Source organism: Nocardia sp. NPDC051981, assembly GCF_040680715.1.
Lineage (GTDB): Bacteria > Actinomycetota > Actinomycetes > Mycobacteriales > Mycobacteriaceae > Nocardia.
In genome coordinates this window covers 329,680-349,549 of record NZ_JBFAXK010000001.1, presented here as the reverse complement: position 1 = coordinate 349,549, position 19,870 = coordinate 329,680, and the positions used below count along the sequence as shown (strand labels likewise).

20 protein-coding genes are annotated in these 19,870 nt (G+C 67.8%); 12 read left to right on the top strand and 8 right to left on the bottom strand.

Translation table 11 applies throughout. The features are described 5' to 3' along the window. Position 1 precedes the first annotated feature (1 nt). Complete coding sequence (locus AB0L60_RS01520; protein WP_364605626.1) at positions 2-4,558, top strand: amino acid adenylation domain-containing protein; 4,557 nt, start codon at positions 2-4, stop codon at positions 4,556-4,558. Between the two features lie 100 nt (positions 4,559-4,658). Here AB0L60_RS01520 and AB0L60_RS01515 read toward each other — a convergent pair whose 3' ends face one another. Continuing rightward, a complete protein-coding gene (locus AB0L60_RS01515) occupies positions 4,659-5,753 on the bottom strand; it encodes an AMP-binding protein (protein WP_364605624.1) in 1,095 nt (364 codons plus the stop codon). Positions 5,754-5,942: 189 nt separating this feature from the next. On the opposite strand from AB0L60_RS01515, the gene AB0L60_RS01510 reads away from it, so the two are divergent. Genes AB0L60_RS01510 through AB0L60_RS01500 form a run of 3 tightly spaced genes read left to right on the top strand, consistent with a single transcriptional unit; the run spans position 5,943 to position 8,673 of the window. Then, positions 5,943-6,938, top strand: coding sequence for an ABC transporter substrate-binding protein (locus AB0L60_RS01510; RefSeq protein ID WP_364605622.1), 996 nt, complete (start codon positions 5,943-5,945; stop codon positions 6,936-6,938). Next, on the top strand, positions 6,935-8,302 hold the full coding sequence (locus AB0L60_RS01505; protein WP_364605620.1) for a SagB family peptide dehydrogenase: 1,368 nt from the start codon (positions 6,935-6,937) through the stop codon (positions 8,300-8,302). Before AB0L60_RS01510 ends, AB0L60_RS01505 begins: the two co-directional genes overlap by 4 nt. 35 nt (positions 8,303-8,337) lie before the next feature. Further along, positions 8,338-8,673: an MmcQ/YjbR family DNA-binding protein gene (locus AB0L60_RS01500; RefSeq protein ID WP_364605618.1), complete on the top strand. Its 336-nt coding sequence runs from the start codon at positions 8,338-8,340 to the stop codon at positions 8,671-8,673. A gap of 30 nt (positions 8,674-8,703) precedes the next feature. Here the strand turns inward: AB0L60_RS01500 and AB0L60_RS01495 are convergent, their stop codons facing one another. Both AB0L60_RS01495 and AB0L60_RS01490 read right to left on the bottom strand, forming a co-directional pair. Further along, positions 8,704-10,758, bottom strand: a complete 2,055-nt coding sequence (locus tag AB0L60_RS01495) for a M13 family metallopeptidase (protein WP_364605616.1) — start codon at positions 10,756-10,758, stop codon at positions 8,704-8,706. 78 nt (positions 10,759-10,836) lie between these two features. Next, positions 10,837-12,876: a M13 family metallopeptidase gene (locus AB0L60_RS01490; RefSeq protein ID WP_364605614.1), complete on the bottom strand. Its 2,040-nt coding sequence runs from the start codon at positions 12,874-12,876 to the stop codon at positions 10,837-10,839. A gap of 345 nt (positions 12,877-13,221) precedes the next feature. Between AB0L60_RS01490 and rplN the strand changes: the two genes are divergently transcribed. The 4 genes from rplN to AB0L60_RS01470 are packed head-to-tail and all read left to right on the top strand — an operon-like array spanning position 13,222 to position 14,664. Next, on the top strand, positions 13,222-13,590 hold the full coding sequence (rplN, locus tag AB0L60_RS01485) for a 50S ribosomal protein L14 (protein ID WP_033090674.1): 369 nt from the start codon (positions 13,222-13,224) through the stop codon (positions 13,588-13,590). 2 nt (positions 13,591-13,592) lie between these two features. Then, positions 13,593-13,907, top strand: a complete 315-nt coding sequence (rplX, locus tag AB0L60_RS01480; protein WP_040804283.1) for a 50S ribosomal protein L24 — start codon at positions 13,593-13,595, stop codon at positions 13,905-13,907. A 1-nt stretch (position 13,908) separates the two neighbouring features. After that, positions 13,909-14,475 carry a 50S ribosomal protein L5 gene (gene rplE / locus AB0L60_RS01475; protein WP_120741133.1) on the top strand — a complete coding sequence of 189 codons (567 nt, stop codon included), beginning with the start codon at positions 13,909-13,911 and terminating at the stop codon, positions 14,473-14,475. 3 nt (positions 14,476-14,478) lie between these two features. Then, positions 14,479-14,664 carry a type Z 30S ribosomal protein S14 gene (locus tag AB0L60_RS01470; RefSeq protein WP_029923637.1) on the top strand — a complete coding sequence of 62 codons (186 nt, stop codon included), beginning with the start codon at positions 14,479-14,481 and terminating at the stop codon, positions 14,662-14,664. Between the two features lie 87 nt (positions 14,665-14,751). Here AB0L60_RS01470 and AB0L60_RS01465 read toward each other — a convergent pair whose 3' ends face one another. After that, positions 14,752-15,111, bottom strand: coding sequence for a hypothetical protein (locus tag AB0L60_RS01465; RefSeq protein ID WP_364605610.1), 360 nt, complete (start codon positions 15,109-15,111; stop codon positions 14,752-14,754). A gap of 379 nt (positions 15,112-15,490) precedes the next feature. Here AB0L60_RS01465 and AB0L60_RS01460 point away from each other — a divergent pair, with 379 nt between their 5' ends. The 4 genes from AB0L60_RS01460 to AB0L60_RS01445 are packed head-to-tail and all read left to right on the top strand — an operon-like array spanning position 15,491 to position 16,692. Beyond that, positions 15,491-15,700: a type II toxin-antitoxin system VapB family antitoxin gene (locus AB0L60_RS01460; RefSeq protein ID WP_354830522.1), complete on the top strand. Its 210-nt coding sequence runs from the start codon at positions 15,491-15,493 to the stop codon at positions 15,698-15,700. Positions 15,701-15,708: 8 nt separating this feature from the next. Next, positions 15,709-16,116, top strand: a complete 408-nt coding sequence (locus AB0L60_RS01455; protein ID WP_364605608.1) for a PIN domain nuclease — start codon at positions 15,709-15,711, stop codon at positions 16,114-16,116. Positions 16,117-16,144: 28 nt separating this feature from the next. Next, complete coding sequence (locus tag AB0L60_RS01450) at positions 16,145-16,393, top strand: hypothetical protein (protein ID WP_364605606.1); 249 nt, start codon at positions 16,145-16,147, stop codon at positions 16,391-16,393. Further along, positions 16,378-16,692, top strand: coding sequence for a hypothetical protein (locus tag AB0L60_RS01445; protein WP_364605604.1), 315 nt, complete (start codon positions 16,378-16,380; stop codon positions 16,690-16,692). Before AB0L60_RS01450 ends, AB0L60_RS01445 begins: the two co-directional genes overlap by 16 nt. 134 nt (positions 16,693-16,826) lie before the next feature. On the opposite strand, the gene AB0L60_RS01440 is transcribed toward AB0L60_RS01445, so the two are convergent. The 4 genes from AB0L60_RS01440 to AB0L60_RS01425 all read right to left on the bottom strand — a co-directional run bounded on the left by AB0L60_RS01440 (position 16,827) and on the right by AB0L60_RS01425 (position 19,841). Then, the gene (locus AB0L60_RS01440) at positions 16,827-18,311 is read right to left on the bottom strand and encodes a plasmid pRiA4b ORF-3 family protein (RefSeq protein WP_364605602.1); all 1,485 of its coding nucleotides are present in this window, start codon (positions 18,309-18,311) and stop codon (positions 16,827-16,829) included. Positions 18,312-18,396: 85 nt separating this feature from the next. Continuing rightward, a complete protein-coding gene (locus AB0L60_RS01435) occupies positions 18,397-18,783 on the bottom strand; it encodes a hypothetical protein (RefSeq protein WP_364605600.1) in 387 nt (128 codons plus the stop codon). A 391-nt stretch (positions 18,784-19,174) separates the two neighbouring features. Further along, complete coding sequence (locus AB0L60_RS01430; protein ID WP_364605598.1) at positions 19,175-19,594, bottom strand: type II toxin-antitoxin system VapC family toxin; 420 nt, start codon at positions 19,592-19,594, stop codon at positions 19,175-19,177. Continuing rightward, positions 19,587-19,841: a type II toxin-antitoxin system prevent-host-death family antitoxin gene (locus tag AB0L60_RS01425; protein ID WP_364605596.1), complete on the bottom strand. Its 255-nt coding sequence runs from the start codon at positions 19,839-19,841 to the stop codon at positions 19,587-19,589. The genes AB0L60_RS01430 and AB0L60_RS01425 overlap by 8 nt, the downstream gene beginning before the upstream one ends. Between the last annotated feature and the right edge of the window lie 29 nt (positions 19,842-19,870).

Below are 19,870 nucleotides of genomic sequence, written 5' to 3'. Positions count from 1 at the left end.
GATGACCACTACCGAAAACCGCACCGCGCCACCGCAGATCGAGGACGTGCTGGCGCTGAGCCCGCTGCAGGAGGGGCTGTTCTCGCTGTCGCGCCTCAGCGGCGACAGCCTCGACCTGTACACCATGCAGTTCGTGGTCGACATCGACGGACCGCTCGACACCGAGCTGCTGCGGCGCAGCGCGCAGGCCATGCTGGACCGGCATCCCAACCTGCGCGCCGCCTTCTGGGACGAGAACCTGCCGCGACCGGTGCAGATCGTGCCCGCACAGGCCGAACTGCCCTGGACCGAAAAGCAAGCGCGGACGGTGGAATTCGACTCGATCGCGGCGGCCGAACGACACGCGCCGTTCGACCTGAGCCGCGGCCCGGCCCTGCGCGTCCTGCTGCTCACCGTGCCGGACACCGGCACCCGGCGCATGATCCTCACCGCCCACCACATCCTGATGGACGGCTGGGCGGTGGCGGTGTTCTTCACCGAACTGCTCGCCGTCTACCGGTCCGGCGGATCCGTGGCGGCGCTGCCGAAACCGCGCCCCTACCGCGACTACATCGCGTGGCTCGGCGCACAGGACACCGCCGCGGTCACCCAGCGCTGGGTCGACTACCTGGCGGGGGTGAGCGGTCCGCTCATGCTGGCGGACGGCGCGCCGGCCGGCCCGGACGCCGTGCCGCAGAAGACCCGCCTGCTGCTGTCCGCTGCCGACACCGACCGGGTCCGTACCTGGGCCGGTGCGCACGGGCTGACCCTCAACACCGCCGTGCAATTCGCCTGGACGGTATTGCTCGGCCGGCTCACCGATCGCCGCGACATCGTGTACGGCACCACCATCTCCGGTCGGCCCGACCAGCTTCCGGGCGTGGAGGGCATGGTCGGGCTGTTCATCAACACCGTGCCCGTCGCCCACCATCTGGACTCCGGCGCCTCCATCGCCGACCAGTGCGCCCGCCTGCAGCGCGAGTGCGCCGCCATGCGCGGCATCGGCTTCCTGAGCCTGTCGGCCGTGCAGCGCGCCGCCGGGCACGGCACCCTCTTCGACACGCTGTTCGTCTTCGAGAACGCCCCCATCGACGACGCCGTCCGCACCGTCACTGCCCCCGACGGCGCCTGCTTCCGTCCGATCGAGATGGAGAGCCTCGCGCACTACCCGCTCACGGTGGTCGCGCACATGAGCGGCGACGAGCTGCTGGTCCAGCTCGAGGTGATGCCCGACGCGCTGCCCTACTTCCCGGCCGCCGACCTGGGCGAGCGGCTGCTCGCGCTGCTGCGGCAACTACCGGAAACCGGTGCGGCCACACCCGATTCGCTCAGCGTGCTCACCGCGTCGGAGCGGGAGATGTCCGCAGCGCCGCATTCCACGACCGCGGTCGCCGCCGCCTCGGTCTGGGAGCTGTTCGAGCGGCAGGTGGCCGCCACGCCGGAAGCCGTCGCACTCCAGGACAGCTCCGGCTCCCGGTACACCTACCGCGCCCTGCATGACGCGGCCGTCCGGCGCGGCGCCGAGTTCGCCGCGCAGGGTGTCGGCCCGGAAACCGTTGTAGCGCTGGTGCTTCCACGCACCGTGCGATCGATTGTCGCGGTGCTCGCGGCCTTCGCCGCAGGCGGAGCCTATGTGCCGGTGGATATCACGCTGCCCGCCGCACGCATCGAGTCGATCCTCCGGCAGGCGCGGCCGACGCTGGTGGTCACCGACGACAACACCCGCGATCTGCTCGAAACCGCCGAATCCCCGGGGTCCGGCGAAGGTGTCGTAGCCGCCGGCGAGCAGCGGGTGCCGATGCTGCTCCTCGGCGATTGCCTTGCCGCCGAACAGCCCTCCGCCGGCCCCGTTGAACTCCCGCGCGTCGTCCGCCACCCGGACCAGCTCGCGTACCTCGTCTTCACCTCCGGCTCGACGGGTGAACCCAAGGGCGTCGCCGGGACCAATGCCGCCCTCATGGCCTACTTCGCCGACCATCGCGACCGGGTCTACCGGCCCGCCACGGCCCGCCTGGGCCGGCCACTGCGCATTGCGCACGCCTGGTCGCTGAGCTTCGACGCCTCCTGGCAGCCCATGGTGGGCCTGTTCGCCGGGCAGACCATCCACCTGTTCGACGCCACGGAAATGCGTGACGCGCAGCGCTTGTGCGCGGGCATGATCGCCCACGACATCGACATGATCGACACCACCCCGTCGATGTTCGCGCAGCTCAACGCCGCGGGACTGGTGGACCGGGAGCTGCCGGTGCTGGCGCTGGGCGGTGAGGCCATCGACGCCGCGCTGTGGTCGCGGCTGCGCGCGCTGGCCCCGTCCGAAGACCGGTCCGGCACCACGGTCTACAACTGCTACGGACCCACCGAGACCACCGTCGAGGCCGTGGTGGCCCCGGTCGCCGACTTCGGCACCCCGACCATCGGCACCGCGAACGCCGGAATGTCCGGCTACGTCCTGGATTCCAGGCTGCGCCCGGTACCCGGCGGCGTTGTCGGCGAGCTGTACCTGTCCGGGCCGCAGCTGGCCCGCGGTTATATCGGCCGCGCCGCAACCACATCCGACCGCTTCGTCGCCGACCCCTTCCGGCCCGGCCGCCGCATGTACCGCACCGGCGATCTGGTCCGCCGCCTGCCCCACGGCGGCTTCGGCTACCTGGGCCGCGCCGACGCGCAGGTGAAGGTGCGCGGCTACCGCATCGAGATCGGCGAGATCGAGACCGCCCTGCGGCGGCTGCCCGGCGTGGACACCGCAGCCGTCACCGTGGTGCGCCGTGCGGGCGGGGTGATCCTGATCGGATTCGTCGTGGGGGAGCGGGGCGAGTCCGTCGATCCCGCGCGCACCCGCGCCGCGCTCACGGAACGCCTGCCCGCCTACATGATTCCGGCCCGTGTGCTCGCCCTGCCGCGGCTGCCGGTGAACGCCAACGGCAAACTCGACGGCCCCGAGCTGACGCGGCTCGCCGAAGCCGCCCTCGCCGACACCGGGTCGGGCGCCGCGCCCCGCACCGCCACCGAGAAGGAGCTCGCCGAGGTCCTCGCCGAACTCTTCGACGGCCGCACCCCCGGCCTCGACGACGACTTCTTCGCCCTCGGCGTGGACAGCATCGTCGCCATCTCCCTGGTCAACAAGGCCCGCCGCCGCGGCCTCACCCTCACCCCGCGCATGGTGCTGGCCACCCCGACCCTGCGTGAACTCGCCGCCGCCCTCGACGCCGCGGACTCGACCGTCGCGGAGCGGGTGACGGATTACGGTGCGGTGCAGCCGCTTCCGGTCGTCTCGTGGATGTACGAGTACGGCAAATACCGCCGCTTCACCCAGTCCGCCCTGCTCCGGCTGCCCGACGGCATCGATCGCGACACCCTCGAGACTTCGCTGCAGGCCGTCCTCGACGGCTACGACACCCTGCGCTCACGCCTCGTCGGCACCGGCGACGGTCCGCGCCTGGTCACCGCCGCGCCGGGCACCGTCCGCGCGGCCGACATCCTCACGCACACAGCCGATCCCGCCGACACCGCCGCCGCCGTCCACGCCGCGGCCCGGACGGTCATGGACCAGATCGACCCGCGCACCGGCGATATGGTGCGCGCCGTCTGGTTCTCCGGCACCGAGCACGGCGATGTCCTGCTGCTCACCATCCACCACCTGGCGGTGGACGTGGTCTCCTGGCACCTGCTCATCGCCGCCCTGAACGCGGGCGCCGCCCTCCCCGAATCCACCCCGTACCGCGAGTTCTCCCGCCGCATGGCGGAGCGGGCCGAGTCCGCGGAAGTCCGCGCACAGCAGGACTATTGGCGCGAACAGCTCGCCGCCCCCGACCCCGCCATCGGCCGCCGCGTCCCCTACCCGCACACCGACACCTGGTCCTCCCTCCGGGTCGCCACCGCCGTGACCCCGGTCGAGGTCACCGCCCGCCTGCTCGCCGCGCTCACCCGCGACGAGGGTGTGCGCGAACTGCTGCTCACCGCCCTCACCATCGCGCTGGCGAGCTGGCGGCGCGAGCGCGGCCAGGATCCTTCCCACGGCGCCCTGCTCGCCCTGGAGGGCCACGGCCGCGCCGACGACCTGCTCGGCACCGACACCAGCAATACCCTCGGCTGGTTCACCATCGTGTTCCCGATCCGCCTCGGCGCGGGCGAGACGGTGGATGCCGAACGGGCGGAACAGGATCCGGCCGCGGCCCGTGCCCTCCTGGAATCGGTGACCGCGCACCTGTCCGCCATCCCCGGCCAGGGCCTGGGCTACGGCCTGCTGCGCTACACCGCCCGCGTCCCCGAACTGGCCACCGCACGGCACCCCCAGATCGAGTTCAACTACCTCGGCCGAGTCGACCTCAGCGGGCAGGACACCCGATCCTGGTCCCTGCTCACCGGCCCGCTCAACGAGGCACTGCCCCTGGACCCCGAACCCGACCTACCCCTGCGCTACGCGCTGGATGTCATCGCGGGCATCGGTTCGACCCCGGAGGGCCCGCAGCTCACCACCAATTGGCGCTGGAGCGAAACCCTGTTCACCGCAGCGGAAGCCGACCGCCTGACCGAACTCTGGCAGCGCAGCCTGGCCGCCCTGGCAGTCGCCGTGTCCTGATCAGCCGGGCGGCAAGGGCCGTCCGCCGCGGGAGGGCAGGCGGGCGGCCGGTACCGCAGGAGAGAAGCCGCGCGCGCAGCCGAGGATACGTGCGGGGTCGTCAGGCCGCGGCGTAGCCGGTGGTGTCGTCCCGGCCCGGCGCGGGGATCGGCTCGGTGGCCGAAGGCATTGCGGGAGACACGGATTCGATCATGTCCAGCAGCAGCCAGCCGTCGGCGGTCCAGCCGCCGTGCGTGTCGGTGCGTACGAGCCGGCCGCCGGGCACGAAGGGGTCGTCCACGAAACCCTCGGCGGCACCGTCCAATTCCAGCGCCAGCGCGGAACCGCCCACGTACACCCGCCCGGAGCGCCCCGGCGGCACCAGCCGCAGCGACTCGTCCAGCACCAGCAACCGCGCGCCCGGGATCGGCCGCACCCGGCCGGAGCCGTCCAGCGGTCCGCGCGCCGCGACGCCCGCGTATTCCGGTGTGGTGTAGGCGAATCCGGCGCACGACCCGGGGGCCAGTTCGCGCAGCAAGGCGGGAAGCGCGGCCGGGCAGTCGTTTCCGAACACGTCCCAGCGCCGTACGGTCGGCAGCGCGAGGGAGGGCAGGAAGGCCAGGTTCGCGAGGGTCCCGGCGTCGGCCACCACATGGGTCGATGCGCTCAGGGCGATCAGCTCGGCCAGGGCGGCCGCGTCCGCGCGCTGAGCGGTGGTGGCCAGTACCAGGGTCGCGCCGTCGGCCAGCGTGGCCAGCAGTTCCACCGCGGCGTCGGTGGTGCCCCAGCGGATGGCCAGCAGCCGCACGTCCGGCGAGCCGTAGGCCCGGTCGATGGGGCAGGAGCGCTGATCGGCGGCAACCGCGCGGCGATCGTCGGCGGCCGCGGCCACCGCGACCGGCTTCATGCCGGTGCCGTGCGGCCCCAGTTCGGCCAGCACCGCGCCGAATTCGGCGGCCGCGGCGATATCGCACAGCACGCGGGCCAGATCGTCGAGCGTGGGCCCTGCGGTCCCGGTGGCGCCGCCGCCGAGGCGTTCGAAGAGTTCGGCATAGGTGAGGATGTGATCGCCGCAGCGCACGGCGGTCCGCAGGGAGGGCACGCGGCGTCCGCACTCGATGAGCATGGAGACCGACGGCACGTCGTACAGTTCGACGCCATTGGCCCATTCGTCCACGAGCCGATGACGCTCGACCGCGGACAAGGTTTCCGGCACCGCTCGCTCCATCGTTCCAAACCCCCGGATTCTAACTTATGCAACCCTAACCTAATCGATCGAGAGCACAATCGACCACCCCTTAGGGGATCGAATCGGCGACAACGGTCCCCATCTCCCGAGAAAATTAGGCTAGGCTCACCTACCGCTCGCCTCGAACGGGCGGCATCGGCAGACAGGAGAGTCACGATGAAGTCGGCGTTCACCGCGCGTAGCGGGCGATCGATCACCGCGCGAGCCGCGATTGCGGCCGTGGTGAGCGTGCTCGCCCTCGGGCTCGCGGCCTGCGGATCGAAGTCCGACGACTCTGCCGCCGGCGGCGGCGAACCCGTCACCATCACCCACGCCCTCGGACAGACCACCGTGACCGGGACCCCGGCTCGCATCGTGGCGCTGGGCAATCAGTGGCTCGACACCGCGCAGGCGCTCGGCGTCACCCCGGTCGGCTACATCGACAACATCGCGGTGCTCAGCAAGGGCGCACCGCCGTGGGAACCGGCCGCGCTGGCAAAATCCACCGCACTGCAGACCACCGGCAACCTCGCCGAACAGGTGGCCGCGCTGAACCCGGACCTGATCCTGGCCGACCCGTTCATCGCCGACGCCAAGACCTATGGCGACCTGTCCAAGGTCGCGCCCACCCTGCCCGGGCTCAGCAAGGAGGCCGTCACGCCCTGGGCCGACCAGGTGCGCGCGCTCGGCCAGGTGTTGCACAAGACCGACGCCGCCGACAAGCTCATCGCCGACCTGAACGGCCGCATCGACGGTATCGCGCAACGCAATCCGGGCCTGAAGAACAAGACCTTCATCAGCTCCTGGCTGGCCGGGCCGTCGCAGCTGATGGTGCTCACCGACCCCAAGGACGGGTCCAGCCGCCTGTTCACCCAGCTCGGCATGACCATCCCGCGGCACCTGGTGGACCAGGGCGGCTCCGGCGGCCGTCTGGCCCTCTCGCCCGAACGCCTCGACGAACTCGACTCCGACCTGCTGCTGGCCGGCTACTCGCCCGGCATGGACGAGAAGTACCGCGGCCTGCCGGGATTCGGCGCGCTGCCCTCGGTCAAGAAGAACTCCGCGGTCTTCCTCACCGTCCAGGAGATCAGCGCCATCAACCAGCCCACCCCGCTGGCCCTGCCCTACCTGCTCGACAAGCTCGAACCGGCTCTCGCCAACGCCGCCAAATGATCCGCACCGGCGACATCCGCTACGCCCTCCGCCCCGGCGTCACCTGCCTGACCGTCCCTGGCGGCGCGGTCCTGTTGAACCCGCCGCACAACGAGAAACTGACCGGGCTCACCCCGGCCCAGAGCCAGGCGCTGAAGACCCTCAATCAGGGCCCGGCGGCGGCGACGTGTGAGCTCGCGGCCGAATCCGACTCGGTGACAACCCTTCTCGACCGGCTGGCCGGGGCGGGCTGGCTGGAGGTCACCGTCCGAGACGGCGACCGGGACCTCTACACCCTGCGTCCCTTCGCCACCCCGCCCGCACGTCCGAGCACAGGAGACGGGCCGCGCACGGTCCTCTCGAAATTCACTGTCATCCACCGCGATCCGGACGGTCTGGTCCTGGAACACCCCACCTCGTGGTGCGACCTTCGCGTTCACGACCCCCGCCTGCTGGCCCTCGCCGCCGGCGCCGATCCCACCGAACTCGGCCTGCCCGAGGCCCTTTCGGCCCGCATCGCCGCCGACCTGCGCTGGGGCGGCTTCACCGCCGACCCCGCCGCCGAAAACCGCGACTTCACCACCCGCAGCTGGAGCGCCCCCGACCTCTGGTTCCACCGGCGCAGCACGCTCGGCTCCCGCACCGTCACCTGGGACAATTTCGGCCCCACGGCATGGGCGAAAGACGAGTTCCCGCAACGCCCGGCGCGGCGCGCGCCCTACCCGGGCGTCCCGATCGCGCTCCCGGCGCCGGACCTCGCCACCCTCCGCGCCACCGACCCGGCCCTGACCGCCGTCCTCGAGGACCGTCGCTCCTGCCGGTCCTTCGACGACGCCCGGCCGATCACCGTCGCCCAGCTGGCCGAACTACTTTACCGCAGCGCCCGCACCCGCTCGATGGAGTCCACCCCGGACGGCGGCGAACTCCCTTCCCGTCCTTACCCTTCCGGCGGCAGCGTCCACGAACTGGAGCTGTATCCGGTGGTCCGCACTGTCGACGGCCTGGCCCCCGGCATGTACCACTACGACTCCTTCGAGCACGCCCTGCGCCCTGTCGCCCCCGCCGATGCCCCCGCGGTTCAGCGACTCGTGCGCACCACCGCGGCCACCCTCGCCAACGCCGCCGAACCCCAACTGCTGCTGCTGATCTCGGCTCGGGCCGGCCGGGTCATGTGGTCCTACGAGTCGGTCGCCTACGCCAATATCCTCAAACACGTCGGGGTCCTCATGCAGACCCTCTACCTCACCGCCACCGCCATGAATCTCGGCGCTGTGGCCCAGGGCTTCTCCGACACCGCCGCCTTCACCGCCGCCACCGGTGTCGACGAACTGGAGGAATGCAATGTGGGCAGCATGATCCTCGGCACCCGTGCGGGGGACCGCTAGTCCGGGTGTCATACCCGGCTGGGAGCATCGAGATCATGACGGCGACCGGGGATCAGGTGCGGGCCGTGGCGCTCGCGCTGGCGCGCACCACCGAACAGTTCGAATGGCAGATGCCCACCTTCCGGGTGGCCGGGAAACTGTTCCTGACCCTGCCCGAGAACGAGACCTCCATGGCGGTCCGGTGCCCCATCGTGGATCGGGACGAACTGGTGCAGGCCGAGCCGGAGAAATTCTGGATCGCCCCGCACGAGGCCGGGAACGCGTGGGTGCGGGTGCGACTCGCCGCCCTGGACGACCACGATGAGCTGACGGCCATCGTCACCGACTCCTGGCGGCTGGCCGCACCCCGGGAACTGGTGGATCCGGCCTGAACGACCGGATCCCGCCGCGATCGTGGTGGGTCAGAAGGTGACGCGCTGGTCCTCGGCCAGGAAGAGCTTGTCGCCGTCCTTGGTGGTGAAGGCCGCGTGGAACTCGGCCTGGTTGCGGACCACCTGGTTGGCACGGAACTCGTCGGGCGAGTGGGAGTCGTTGGCGAGCAGATTCTCGGTGTACTGCGGGGTCTGCTTGGACCGCCAGTTGCGGCCCCAGGATTCGAGCATGGGCTGATAGTCGGGGTTCTCGACGCCGGCCCGCTTCTGGTAGATGCGATAGGCGGCGAAGGCCATCTGCAGGCCGCGGTTGTCGGCCACGTTCTCGCTGAGGGTGAGGGTGCCGTCTACGTGGTGCGCGGGGTCGAGACCCGCGGGGACCAGGCCGTTGTACTGGTCGACGAGCTTCTTGGTGCGGGCGTCGAACTTCGCCCGGTCCTCGGCGGTCCACCAGTCCTTCAGGTTGCCGTCGGCGTCGTACTTGGAGCCCTGATCGTCGAAGCCGTGGCCGATCTCGTGACCGATGACCGCGCCGCCCGCGCCGTAGTTGACCGCCGCCTCGGCCTTCGGGTCGAAGAACGGCGGCTGCAAAAAGGCTGCGGGGAACACGATTTCATTGTTGACCGGCTGGTAGTAGGCGTTCACCGTCTGCGGCGTCATACCCCACTCGGTCTTGTCGACCGGCTTGTCCAGCTTGTCGAACATCTTCTTGGCGCCGAAAACATTGGCGGCGCGCAGGGATTGGATGAGCTGGCCGCGAGTGATCTTCAGCCCGGTGTAGTCCTCCCACTTGTCCGGATAGCCGATCTTCACGCCCATCTTGCCCAGCTTGACCAGCGCGGCGTCCCGGGTGGGCTGCGACATCCACGTCGAATTGGTGAAGTTGTCCTTGTAGGCCGCGACCAGGTCGGCCACCATGTCCATCGCCCGATCCTTGGCCTCGGGCGGGAAATGCTTGGCCACGTACAGCTTTCCGAGCTGCTCGCCCACCGTGCTGTCGACGGTGCCGACCGCCGACTTCCACCGCTCCGGCCGCTGCTGCTGCCCGCTCATCACGGTGCCGAAGAATTCGAAGTTGGCGTCGGAGAGCGTCTTCGGCAGGAACCGGGCGAACTCCCGCACCAGCGCCAGTTTCAAGTAGTCCCGCCACACCGCGATATCCACGTCGTGCCACAGCTGCCCCGCCGCGGTGACGAACGACGGCTCGCCGACGATCACCGTCGCGAACAGGCTCTTGGGCCGATCGGTGTTCCCGGAAAGCCAGGGATCCCAATCGAATTGCGGCGCCAGTGCCACCATGTCGGTCCACGACATCTTGTTGTAGCTGGCCTCGGTGTTGTGCAGTTTGATGTTGTCCCAGAATCCGGCCGCGATCCGCTTCTCCAGATCCAGCACCCGGCCCGCCATGGCCACCGGGTCCGGGAATCCGGCCCCGGTCGCGATCTTCTCCAGGTATGCCTTGTATCCGGCCAGCTTGTCGGCGTATTCGGGCTTGCGATAGTACTGCTCGCTCAAGCCGATTCCGGACTGACCGACCGAGGCGATGTATGCCTTGGAGTTCTTCCGGTCCACCGAAACGCCCAGCCCGATCAGCCCGCCGATCGGCAGCGCGCCCATCACCTTGGCCAGTTCCGGCTTGCCCGCGGCCTTGTCGATGTCGGCGAACATGTCGGCGAGCGGCGTGAGGCCCAGCTGCTCGATGGTGTCGACATCCATCCGGGCGTCGTACAGATCGCGGATCTGCTGCTCGGGTGTGTCCGGCTTGGGATCCTTGATGTCCTCGATGATCTCGCGCAGCTGGCCCTGGACCCGATCCGCGACATCGTCGAAGGTCCCGAACGACACCTTGTCCGCCGGCAGCTGATACTCCTGCAGCCACTTGCCGTTGACGAACCGGTACAGGTCGTCCTGCGGCCGCACCGTCGCGTCCGACCCGGACATGTCGGGGCCGGTGAGCTGGGTCGAGGTGACCGTGTTCTTCGTATCGCTGCCACACGCCGCCAGCGTGGCGACGGCCGGCGCGAGACCGAGCGCGATCAGAAAACGACGACGGTCCATACCGGCCGGACGATCCGACGAACTCACAGGCACTACCTCTCCCCGAAGCTGCGATACCGACGCGAGGCTACCGGGGACGGCGGCCTCGCGCGGGTTGTCGCGTTCTCAGAGCGTGACGCGCTGGTCCGGCGGCAGGTATTCCTTGTCGCCGTCCTTAAGGTGATAGGTGCTGTAGAACTCGCCCAGATTCCGTACCACCTGATTGCACCGGAATTCGGCCGGGGAGTGCGGATCGGATGCGATCTGACTCTGCAGCGCCTCGGTGGTCATCTTGGTGCGCCAGGTCCGGCCCCAGGATTCGAACATCGGCCGATAGTCGGGAGTGTCCGTCCCCTTGCGCTTCTCGGCCATCCGATAGGCCGACAGGGAAATCTCGAGTCCCCGCAGATCCGCCAGATTCTCGCCGACCGTGAGCTCGCCGTTGACGTGCTGATCAGGCGGCAGGCCCGCCGGCACCAGCGCGTTGTACTGCGCGATCAGCTGATTGGTCTTGGCTGCGAAGGCCGCCTTGTCCTCCGGTGTCCACCAATCCTTCAGATTGCCGTCCCCGTCGTACTTGGAGCCCTGATCGTCGAACCCGTGGCCGATCTCGTGCCCGATCACCGCACCGCCCGCACCATAGTTCACCGCGGGCTGGGCATCCGGATCGAAGAACGGCGGCTGCAGAAAGGCCGCGGGGAACACGATTTCATTCCCGCTGGGGTTGTAGTAGGCGTTCACCGTCTGTGGCGGCATGGCCCATTCCGACTTGTCCACCGGCGTCCCCAGCCGATCGAACATCCGCTTCGCCGCGAAAGTGTCCGAGGCGCGCAGGGATTCGACCAGCCTGCCCCTGGTGACCGTGAGTTTGGAGTAATCCTCCCACTTGTCCGGGTAGCCGATCTTAGCGTTGATCTTCCCGAGTTTCGCGATGGCCGCGTCCCGAGTGGGTGGCGACATCCACGTCGAATTCTGGAAGTTCTCGCGATACGCCGCGCGCAGATCGTCGACCATCTCGAGCGCCCGCTTCTTGGCCTCCGCCGGGAAATGCTTGTCCACGTACTGTTTTCCGAGCGCTTCGCCCACGGCGTCGTTGACCGTTTCCACGGCCCGCCGCCACTGCTCCGGCTGTTCCCGCAGCCCCTTGACCACCTTGCCCATGAAATCGAAATTGGCGTCGGCGATCGCCTTGGGCAGATAGGGCGCGTACGCGCGCACCAGGCTCAGCCTCAGGTACTCGCGCCAGGCGGCGAGGTCGACGTCGGCCCACAGCTGCCCCGCGCCGGTCACGAACGACGGTTCGGCAACATCGACCTTGTCGAACATGTTCTTCGGCCGGTCGGTGTTACCCGAAAGCCAAGGTTCCCAATCGAATTGCGGTCCCAGCGCGGTCAGCTCGGTCCAGGTCATCAGGTTGTAGGTCGCGTCGGTATCGCGAGTTCTGACATTGTCCCAATGGAATCCGGCGATGCGGGTCTCCAGGTCCACCACCCGGTCGGCCATCGCCGTCGGGTCCGGAAATCCGGCTCCGGCGGCGAGGCGCTGCATGAACGTCCGATACGCGGCGAGCCGGGCGGCGTATTCGGGCTTGCGGTAGTACTGCTCTCCCATACCGAGCCCGGACTGCTCGATCGAGGGGAGATAGGCATTGGAGTTCTTCGGGTCCGGGCCCACGCTCAGGCCGATGAGACCCACATTGGTGAATCCGCCCATCACATGCGCGAGATCCGGCTTGGTCGCGGCCTTGTCGATCTGATCGAACATGTCCTGCAGCGGCGTCATGCCGAGCGTCTCGATCTCGTCCCGGTTCATCCGCGCGTCGTAGAGGTCGCGGATCTTCTGCTCGTCCGACCCGGCCTTGGGATCGCGGATCCCCTCGATGATCTCCCTCAGCTGACCCTGGACGCGCTCCTGCACGTCGTCGAAGGTCCCGAACGACGACTTGTCCGGCGGCAGCTGATACTCCTGCAGCCACTTCCCGTTGACGAACCGGTACAGATCGTCCTGCGGCCGCACCGTCGGATCCGAGCCGGACATGTCCGGGCCCGTCGGCGGTTTCGACGACTGGGAGTCAGGGGAGCAGGCGGGCAATACGGCCACCGCGGGCGCCAGGCCCAGGGCGATCAGGAACGTACGGCGGTCGAGAGCGATGGGGCGCTCGGACAACGCGAATCTCCTCTACCGGATGATCGGAACAGCTCGGACGTTGCTCGCGCCGACGCTAGTTGACCCGACTGAGGAAAATCTGAATCCGCGCCGAGCCAGGTGTCTCGCCCCCGATTTCACCCTGAACAGGGTCTTCGCTAAACTGTTCCGGTTGCCTGCGGGAGCTATGCCCGCACTTCGGCCGCGAACCCACAGTGGTTGTTCTCCTGTTCGGTGAAAAACCGCTGGCAGGCGCTGCCCCGCGTACCCGCGGAGCGGGCCATTGGCTCAGCTGAAGGGCAACTGACCATGCCCGTCGGGTCGGCAATCCGGCGTGCATATCGTCCAGGTCTAGGAGGAGCTGAAGTGATTCAGCAGGAGTCGCGGCTGCGCGTCGCCGACAACACGGGTGCCAAGGAGATCCTCTGCATCCGCGTTCTCGGTGGTTCGTCGCGTCGCTATGCCGGCATCGGCGACATCATCGTCGCCACTGTCAAGGACGCCATCCCCGGCGGCAACGTCAAGAAGGGCGAGGTCGTCAAGGCCGTCGTCGTGCGCACCGTCAAGGAGCGTCGTCGCCCGGATGGCTCGTACATCAAGTTCGACGAGAACGCCGCGGTGCTGATCAAGGCGGACAACGATCCGCGTGGCACCCGCATCTTCGGCCCGGTCGGCCGTGAGCTGCGTGAGAAGCGCTTCATGAAGATCGTCTCGCTGGCCCCGGAGGTGCTGTAACCATGAAGGTGCACAAGGGCGACACGGTCATCGTGATCTCGGGCAAGGACAAGGGCGCCAAGGGCAAGGTCATCCAGGCCTACCCGGCGACCGGCAAGGTCCTCGTCGAGGGCGTGAACCGCATCAAGAAGCACGTCGCGAACTCCGCGAACCAGCGTGGCGCCAGCTCGGGCGGCATCGTCACCCAGGAAGCGCCGATCCAGGCCTCCAACGTGATGGTCGTCGACTCCGACGGCAAGCCGACCCGCGTGGGCTACCGCACCGATGAGAACGGCAAGCGGGTCCGCATCTCCCGTCGCAACGGGAAGGACATCTGAGATGACTTCTACTGAGAACAAGGTGCAGCCGCGCCTGAAGACCCGCTACCGCGAGGAAATCAAGCCGGCCCTGAACAACGAGTTCAACTACGCCAACGTGATGCAGATCCCGGGCGTGGTGAAGGTCGTCGTCAACATGGGTGTCGGCGACGCCGCCCGTGACGCCAAGCTGATCAACGGTGCGGTCGCCGACCTCACCCTGATCACCGGCCAGAAGCCCGAGATCCGCAAGGCGACCAAGTCCATCGCGCAGTTCAAGCTGCGTGAGGGCATGCCGATCGGCGCGAAGGTCACCCTGCGCGGCGACCGGATGTGGGAGTTCCTGGATCGTCTGATCTCGATCGCGCTGCCGCGTATCCGCGACTTCCGCGGTCTGTCGCCGAAGCAGTTCGACGGCCACGGCAACTACACCTTCGGTCTCTCCGAGCAGTCCATGTTCCACGAGATCGACGTCGACAAGATCGACCGTCCGCGTGGTATGGACATCACCGTGGTGACCACCGCCACCAACAACGAAGAAGGCCGGGCCCTGCTCAAGCACCTCGGCTTCCCGTTCAAGGAGAACTGATCCATGGCTAAGAAGGCTCTGATCAACAAGGCCAACGCCAAGCCGAAGTTCGCGGTGCGCGCCTACACCCGCTGCCAGCGTTGCGGCCGCCCGCACGCCGTCTACCGCAAGTTCGGCCTGTGCCGTGTCTGCCTGCGCGAGATGGCCCACCGCGGCGAACTCCCGGGCGTCCACAAGTCGTCCTGGTGACTTGCTGGTCCTGGTGACCGCGTAATACCAAACCCGAAGGCCCCCACCGAGATCCGTCTCGGCGGGGGCCTTCGGCGCGATGAGGCTTCAGCTGCCGCCGCTGGGGAGATGGCCGCCGAATCCGCCGCGCAACACCCGGCCGCCGGCCGCGGGGACGCCGCGGTCGAGGACGCGGCCGGTGGCGGGGCGGATGAAGCTGCCCAGCGTCAGGCCTACGACCGCGCCGACGGCGGGGTAGATCAGCGACGAGGAATGATGCAGCCAGAAGCGTGAATACGTGTCCTCGTCGGTGTCGCAAAGGTCATCGTCGACCCGTACGTTGGTTTCCGGGTCCATGCAGATCGCCACATCGGTCGGTTCGGTGTCCGCGTAGGTGGTGGTCGGGGCCTGTGTGGTGGTTGTCGGGACCGTAGTGGTCGGGACTCGTGTGGTGGTTGTCGGTCGCACAGTGGTGAGGGCGATCGGCGGCAGGGTAGTGCTAGGGGCCGCACGCTCCGAGGGGGCGGCGACGCACCCACTCGATACCAGCGCGGCCGCCACCGTCGCCGGTAGCAGATATGACACCCGAAGTGAGCGCTTGCGCGGTCTATCGGTGGCTGTCCCGATCTTCCCTGGCATAAAAACCGGTCCTTCCCCCATCGTCAGAGCGGGGAGCCTAGCAATACGGGCGGGCGACCGACACCGGCTTCCTCGTGACCGACCGATTGCCCAGCCGATTCGATCGGCATTGGCGCAACTACTTGCCGGCTGCGCGCACCGTTGCTCGATATCGAGTATATTTGGATCTGATATCACATATATAGGCGAGTCGGTGAGGAGTTCGTCCATGTCCAAACTTCTGATCGAAGTCGATGATGAGGCACTCGCGGAGGCCCAGCGCATTCTGGGCACATCCACCAAGAAGGACACGGTGAATGCCGCACTCATCGAGGTCGCGAAGCGGATCAAACGAGCCAAGGCTCTCGCGGAGCTAGCGGAGATGGGGGAGCGGGGTGATTTCGACATCCTGCTCGAGAAGGGCAACTACCGCCCATGATCCACTACTTGATCGACACTTCGGCCGCGGGACGGTTGTTCTCGAATCCATCTCTGCGCAAGGCTTGGGAAGAGCCACTGACCGCCGGGGTCGTCGCCAGCTGCGACGTTGTCGAACTCGAGTTCCTCTTCAGCGCGACTTCCCTGGCGGACCGACTGCGCAAGAAGGATCTCATGTCCGAGCTCTTCGGATGGGTTGTCATGCCCGACGATGGATGGCAACGGGCTCATCGCATACAACAATCCCTCACCGAATCCGGCCGACATCGCAGCGTAGGCGTCACGGATCTGCTGGTAGCTATCACAGCTGCCACCCATAACCTCACAATTCTCCACTACGACCATGATTTCGAGACGGTCGCCGGCGTGACCGGCCAACCGACACAGTGGATTTCGCCGCCCGGCTCGATTCCGTGACTCCGCTCCGGCTCGCTCGGCCTGCTTGGTGACCTCGGCAGCACCTCCCGCCGAATCCGATCTCGACGCCGCCTCACGCACGGTCCGTATCCGCGAGCGCGAAACCCCCGGCAGCTCAATGGCGCTCCTCCGCTCCAACACCCCGTCGGCCCCGTTCACGATCGCCACCTACCAGGGCGCGGAACTCGATATTCAAACCATGTTGGCCGAGGCCTCTGCGCCCGGGCAGACATTCGACGATCTCTACCTAGGCTGGTGGTTGTGGATCGAAATCTGAAGGTGGCCGAACCGTTGATGGGAGGTGAGGTCCGCGCGGCGGAAAAAGGCCTGGCCGTTGGTAGTTCGGGGGGTGCTGGTAGCCGCTCGGGGATCTACAGCCGCTATCCGCTTGCGGACGGCGTCCGCCTGGACGGCTTCCAACTGCTGGCCCAAAAGCGGACCGAACACGACGCACGCCACGAGGTCGTCGTCATGGGCGGCAAGTCCAACCGTTCTAACCTCGCACTACAACTGAGAAATTGGCGCGAGAACGCCATTCGATGGCGGATATTGCTAGGTTACACCGGTTGTCGGTGACTCGGCAGGTTCGCCTTCGACGACCGGCCACCGGTGCGGGCGGACGATATCTACGCAGATGGGCTGACTGGCAAGCACCACATGGAGTGGCTGGACTCCGCCCGCCGCAAGGGTCTGCTACTTCAACGTCGAATCTACCTACGCTTGCGTGTATTTCGCGCGCCGCGCATGCGCGCCAATGCCGAGTTGATAGCGTTCTTGTCGAATTGCGCGGGGTCGAAATCGTCGGCGGCGTCGAGGCCGAGCCACTCCAGCAGGTCTTCGTGCTCCTGGCCGCTCGGGTCGGCAAGGGTCGCCAGCAGGTTCTCGTATCCCCAGATTCCGCCGCAGTCTTCCGGCGGAGCGGCGCGCCTTCCGCCGGTGCAGCGAGGGTACTCGGCCGTGGCTTCGGCAGGGCCGATGTGCTCGACGAGAATGGTGTGCTCCCAGTCATCGCCGAAGTCGTAGGTGTAGACCAGCTTCGCGCCGCCGCTGGCGACCTGTTCCAACGTCGCCTTGGTCTCGGCGCGACGACCCAACTCGGGGTCCGGCTCGCCGAAATCGCCGAAATCGGTTTCGAATACGTGCAAATGGTCGTCGTCCCATTCGAACGCGACTTGCAACACATCGTGCAGTTCGTTCAGCGGGATGTCGCCCGGTACCTCGAGTCGCCGCCAGATCGGCGGCTTGGCACCGCGTAGGTCGACCCGCAGCCGGTAGATCGGCGCCCGGCCGTCGCGGGTCTTGCGCTTGGCCGGCAGCTTGCGGGGCCTCGGCGAGCCGAGGGGGCGGCCGGCCGCAGTCGTGAACTGGCGCAGCATGTCCAGCAGGTCGTCGGGTGACGACTGCGGGTGGGCCGGAATCGGTTTCGGTGACTTCGGCAGTGTGCGCAGCCGGGCCTGCAACAGCGGGAGCACGATGTGATATCCGGGGCCGTCCTCGTCGCCCAGGTCGATGATGTCGGCCAGGTCGGCGGTGTCGAGATCCTCGCGGTCGTGCGTTGCGCGGCGATCCAGCGCCACCTCGGCGCGCCAGCGGAATTCGGCTGGGCTGAGCGGTGTTTCGTGGAAGGTGAGTCCGGCCTCGCACGCGTGTTGTCGGACCTCGTCGAGTGCGGCCGGCAAATGGTGCGAGTCGATCAGATTGATGCTGGCCGCTGCGCCGCAGTGGTCTGGTTCGACGAGCAGGATGATCGCATGTGACCGGTCCGCTCGGTCGAAACATGCTGACAGTACGAAGGTTTCGTCGTCGGACTCGGTCATGGCCAGGAAGTCTCGGGCGGTCACCGGTTGGGCCAGTTCCTCGATCCACGGCGCGGATCCGCGCGTCGGCAACCGATCGAGTTCGGCGGCGGCCTCCTGCCCGAGGCGGCCCGTACCGAGGGACGCCAGCACAGCCAGCACCGCGGACGCGTTCTCACCCAGGGCGAGGAGCGCCGGAAGCATTGGGGTGATTCCTGTTTCCTCCAGGTCGTCACCGGCCAGGCGGGTGGTCGCCAGCAGCATTCCGCCGAAGAGTTCGGCCTCTACCGGATCGATGAAGTGCTCGAGCGCGTGCAGGATGTCCTGCCTCGCCGTCTCGGGGTCGACGTCGCCGCACTCGCCGCATTCACACTCGGTGGGAGCCTCCGCCGAGCTCACCACTCGAAGGCTGCCGCGTGTCTCTCGCTTCCGGTTCACCCGCCCTACCCTATGTGCGAGCGGCCGCCCGTTCCATCGATTGCGCTCACGTCCGGAACCCGATCAATCTTGGGGCTCCGGTTGAGGGCTGGACGGCCTCGTCCCCACTCGGTTCCGATGCGGTGGCATCGCGCTCGCCCGCGAGAACCCGCCGGCGGCCAGGGCCGCGGCCCGCAGCATCATGGCCGGGGGTGCCGGGGGCGCGCTGTCGACGGGTTCGCCGCCCATCGCCGCCGGGTTGTGGCTCGATGGAAGGGTAGGTCGTGTGGTTTTCGTCGTCGGTGTCGTGGCCGGATTCGTCGAGGATGTTGTGCAGGAACGGGATCCACGCTCCCGGGGTGAGGGTGATGATCGGCTGGGCCGCTGGGTCGTTCGCGGGGGCGCGTAGGTATTTGCTGTCGCGCAGCAGGATCGGGTCGGCGACCGCATCCACTGGGAAACGAACCCCACGACTGCCGCACCAACCGCTCCAACAAAACCTCCAACGGTCCGTTGTCGCCACGCAGCTCGCACGTTCTCGCCTGGATCGAGAGCCGACCAGTCGATCAACTCGGCCGCCGCCGCTTGCCGGGCGGACCGTGACCCGGCGGGCGATGAGGCCCAGGGCGGGATATCGCGAGTCGCCACCGGCCCGGCATTCGGTTCGACCGCGTGCCCGTGGTGCGACGGCATCCCTGTCGCGGCGGCTACGCTGGTCGCCGAACGCCCCAGTGTCGACTCTGAGCCTTCCTCATGCGCCTGGGGCTACCGTCTGATCTCCTACCCGCGAACCATTGGCCGTGAAGGAGATTGGAGCGGCGGTGTCATGTCACGTACGTGGTGACTCACACTTGTACGACGGTCAGCAGCGGTTCCAAACCCTTGAAGTCGTCCGCGTTGCGGGTGAACAGAGGCAGGTCGTTTGCCGAGGCGATGGCAGCGATCATCAAGTCCATTTTGCGGGGTTTCGGGCTACGGCCTGATGCGACAACGAGTTTCGCCATCGACGTGAAGCGTCGAGCGGATGCGGTGCAAAATGGCAGCGCATCGAAGCCGTGTTCGATCGCTAGTAGACGCTCCGTACGAAGGGCGAGTGCCTGGGGTGTTGCCGCTAGAGCTATCCCCAAACCGAGCTCGGCCAGGGTCACCGTGCTGATCCGCGGTCGCACGGGCAGTCTGGAATCCTCGATGAGATCGATATCGATGAGAACGCAGGTGTCGAACAGTCCCTCGGGGCACCGTCCAGCCGATATCGGATCAGTCATCGAGGCGATCCTCGCCGAAGGCGGAGTCGATCTCCGCGCGTTCTTCGGCGGCGGAGCTGCTGCGTCCGATGCGAGCGAGCAGCGTCTTGAGCTCTGTGGTCGTCATGTCCCGGCGGGGGGATATCGGCCTCAGCTCGCCGACCGGTCGCCCGTTGCGAGTGATGACGAAGTCTTCACCGGCTTCCAGGGCATCCATGACGCCCGCACTGCCATTGCGCAGCTCAGCCTGGGTGATGGTTCGAGTCATGCATCAACTATAGCGAGTGATGCTATGCA

What these genes read in the sequence shown, in the direction of transcription:
- AB0L60_RS01520 (WP_364605626.1), top strand. Translation starts at nt 2, where the DNA reads ATGACCACTACCGAAAACCGCACCGCGCCACCGCAGATCGAGGACGTG.
- AB0L60_RS01510 (WP_364605622.1), top strand. Translation starts at nt 5,943, where the DNA reads ATGAAGTCGGCGTTCACCGCGCGTAGCGGGCGATCGATCACCGCGCGA.
- AB0L60_RS01505 (WP_364605620.1), top strand. Translation starts at nt 6,935, where the DNA reads ATGATCCGCACCGGCGACATCCGCTACGCCCTCCGCCCCGGCGTCACC.
- AB0L60_RS01500 (WP_364605618.1), top strand. Translation starts at nt 8,338, where the DNA reads ATGACGGCGACCGGGGATCAGGTGCGGGCCGTGGCGCTCGCGCTGGCG.
- rplX (WP_040804283.1), top strand. Translation starts at nt 13,593, where the DNA reads ATGAAGGTGCACAAGGGCGACACGGTCATCGTGATCTCGGGCAAGGAC.
- rplE (WP_120741133.1), top strand. Translation starts at nt 13,909, where the DNA reads ATGACTTCTACTGAGAACAAGGTGCAGCCGCGCCTGAAGACCCGCTAC.
- AB0L60_RS01470 (WP_029923637.1), top strand. Translation starts at nt 14,479, where the DNA reads ATGGCTAAGAAGGCTCTGATCAACAAGGCCAACGCCAAGCCGAAGTTC.
- AB0L60_RS01460 (WP_354830522.1), top strand. Translation starts at nt 15,491, where the DNA reads ATGTCCAAACTTCTGATCGAAGTCGATGATGAGGCACTCGCGGAGGCC.
- AB0L60_RS01430 (WP_364605598.1), bottom strand. Translation starts at nt 19,594, where the DNA reads ATGACTGATCCGATATCGGCTGGACGGTGCCCCGAGGGACTGTTCGAC.
- AB0L60_RS01425 (WP_364605596.1), bottom strand. Translation starts at nt 19,841, where the DNA reads ATGACTCGAACCATCACCCAGGCTGAGCTGCGCAATGGCAGTGCGGGC.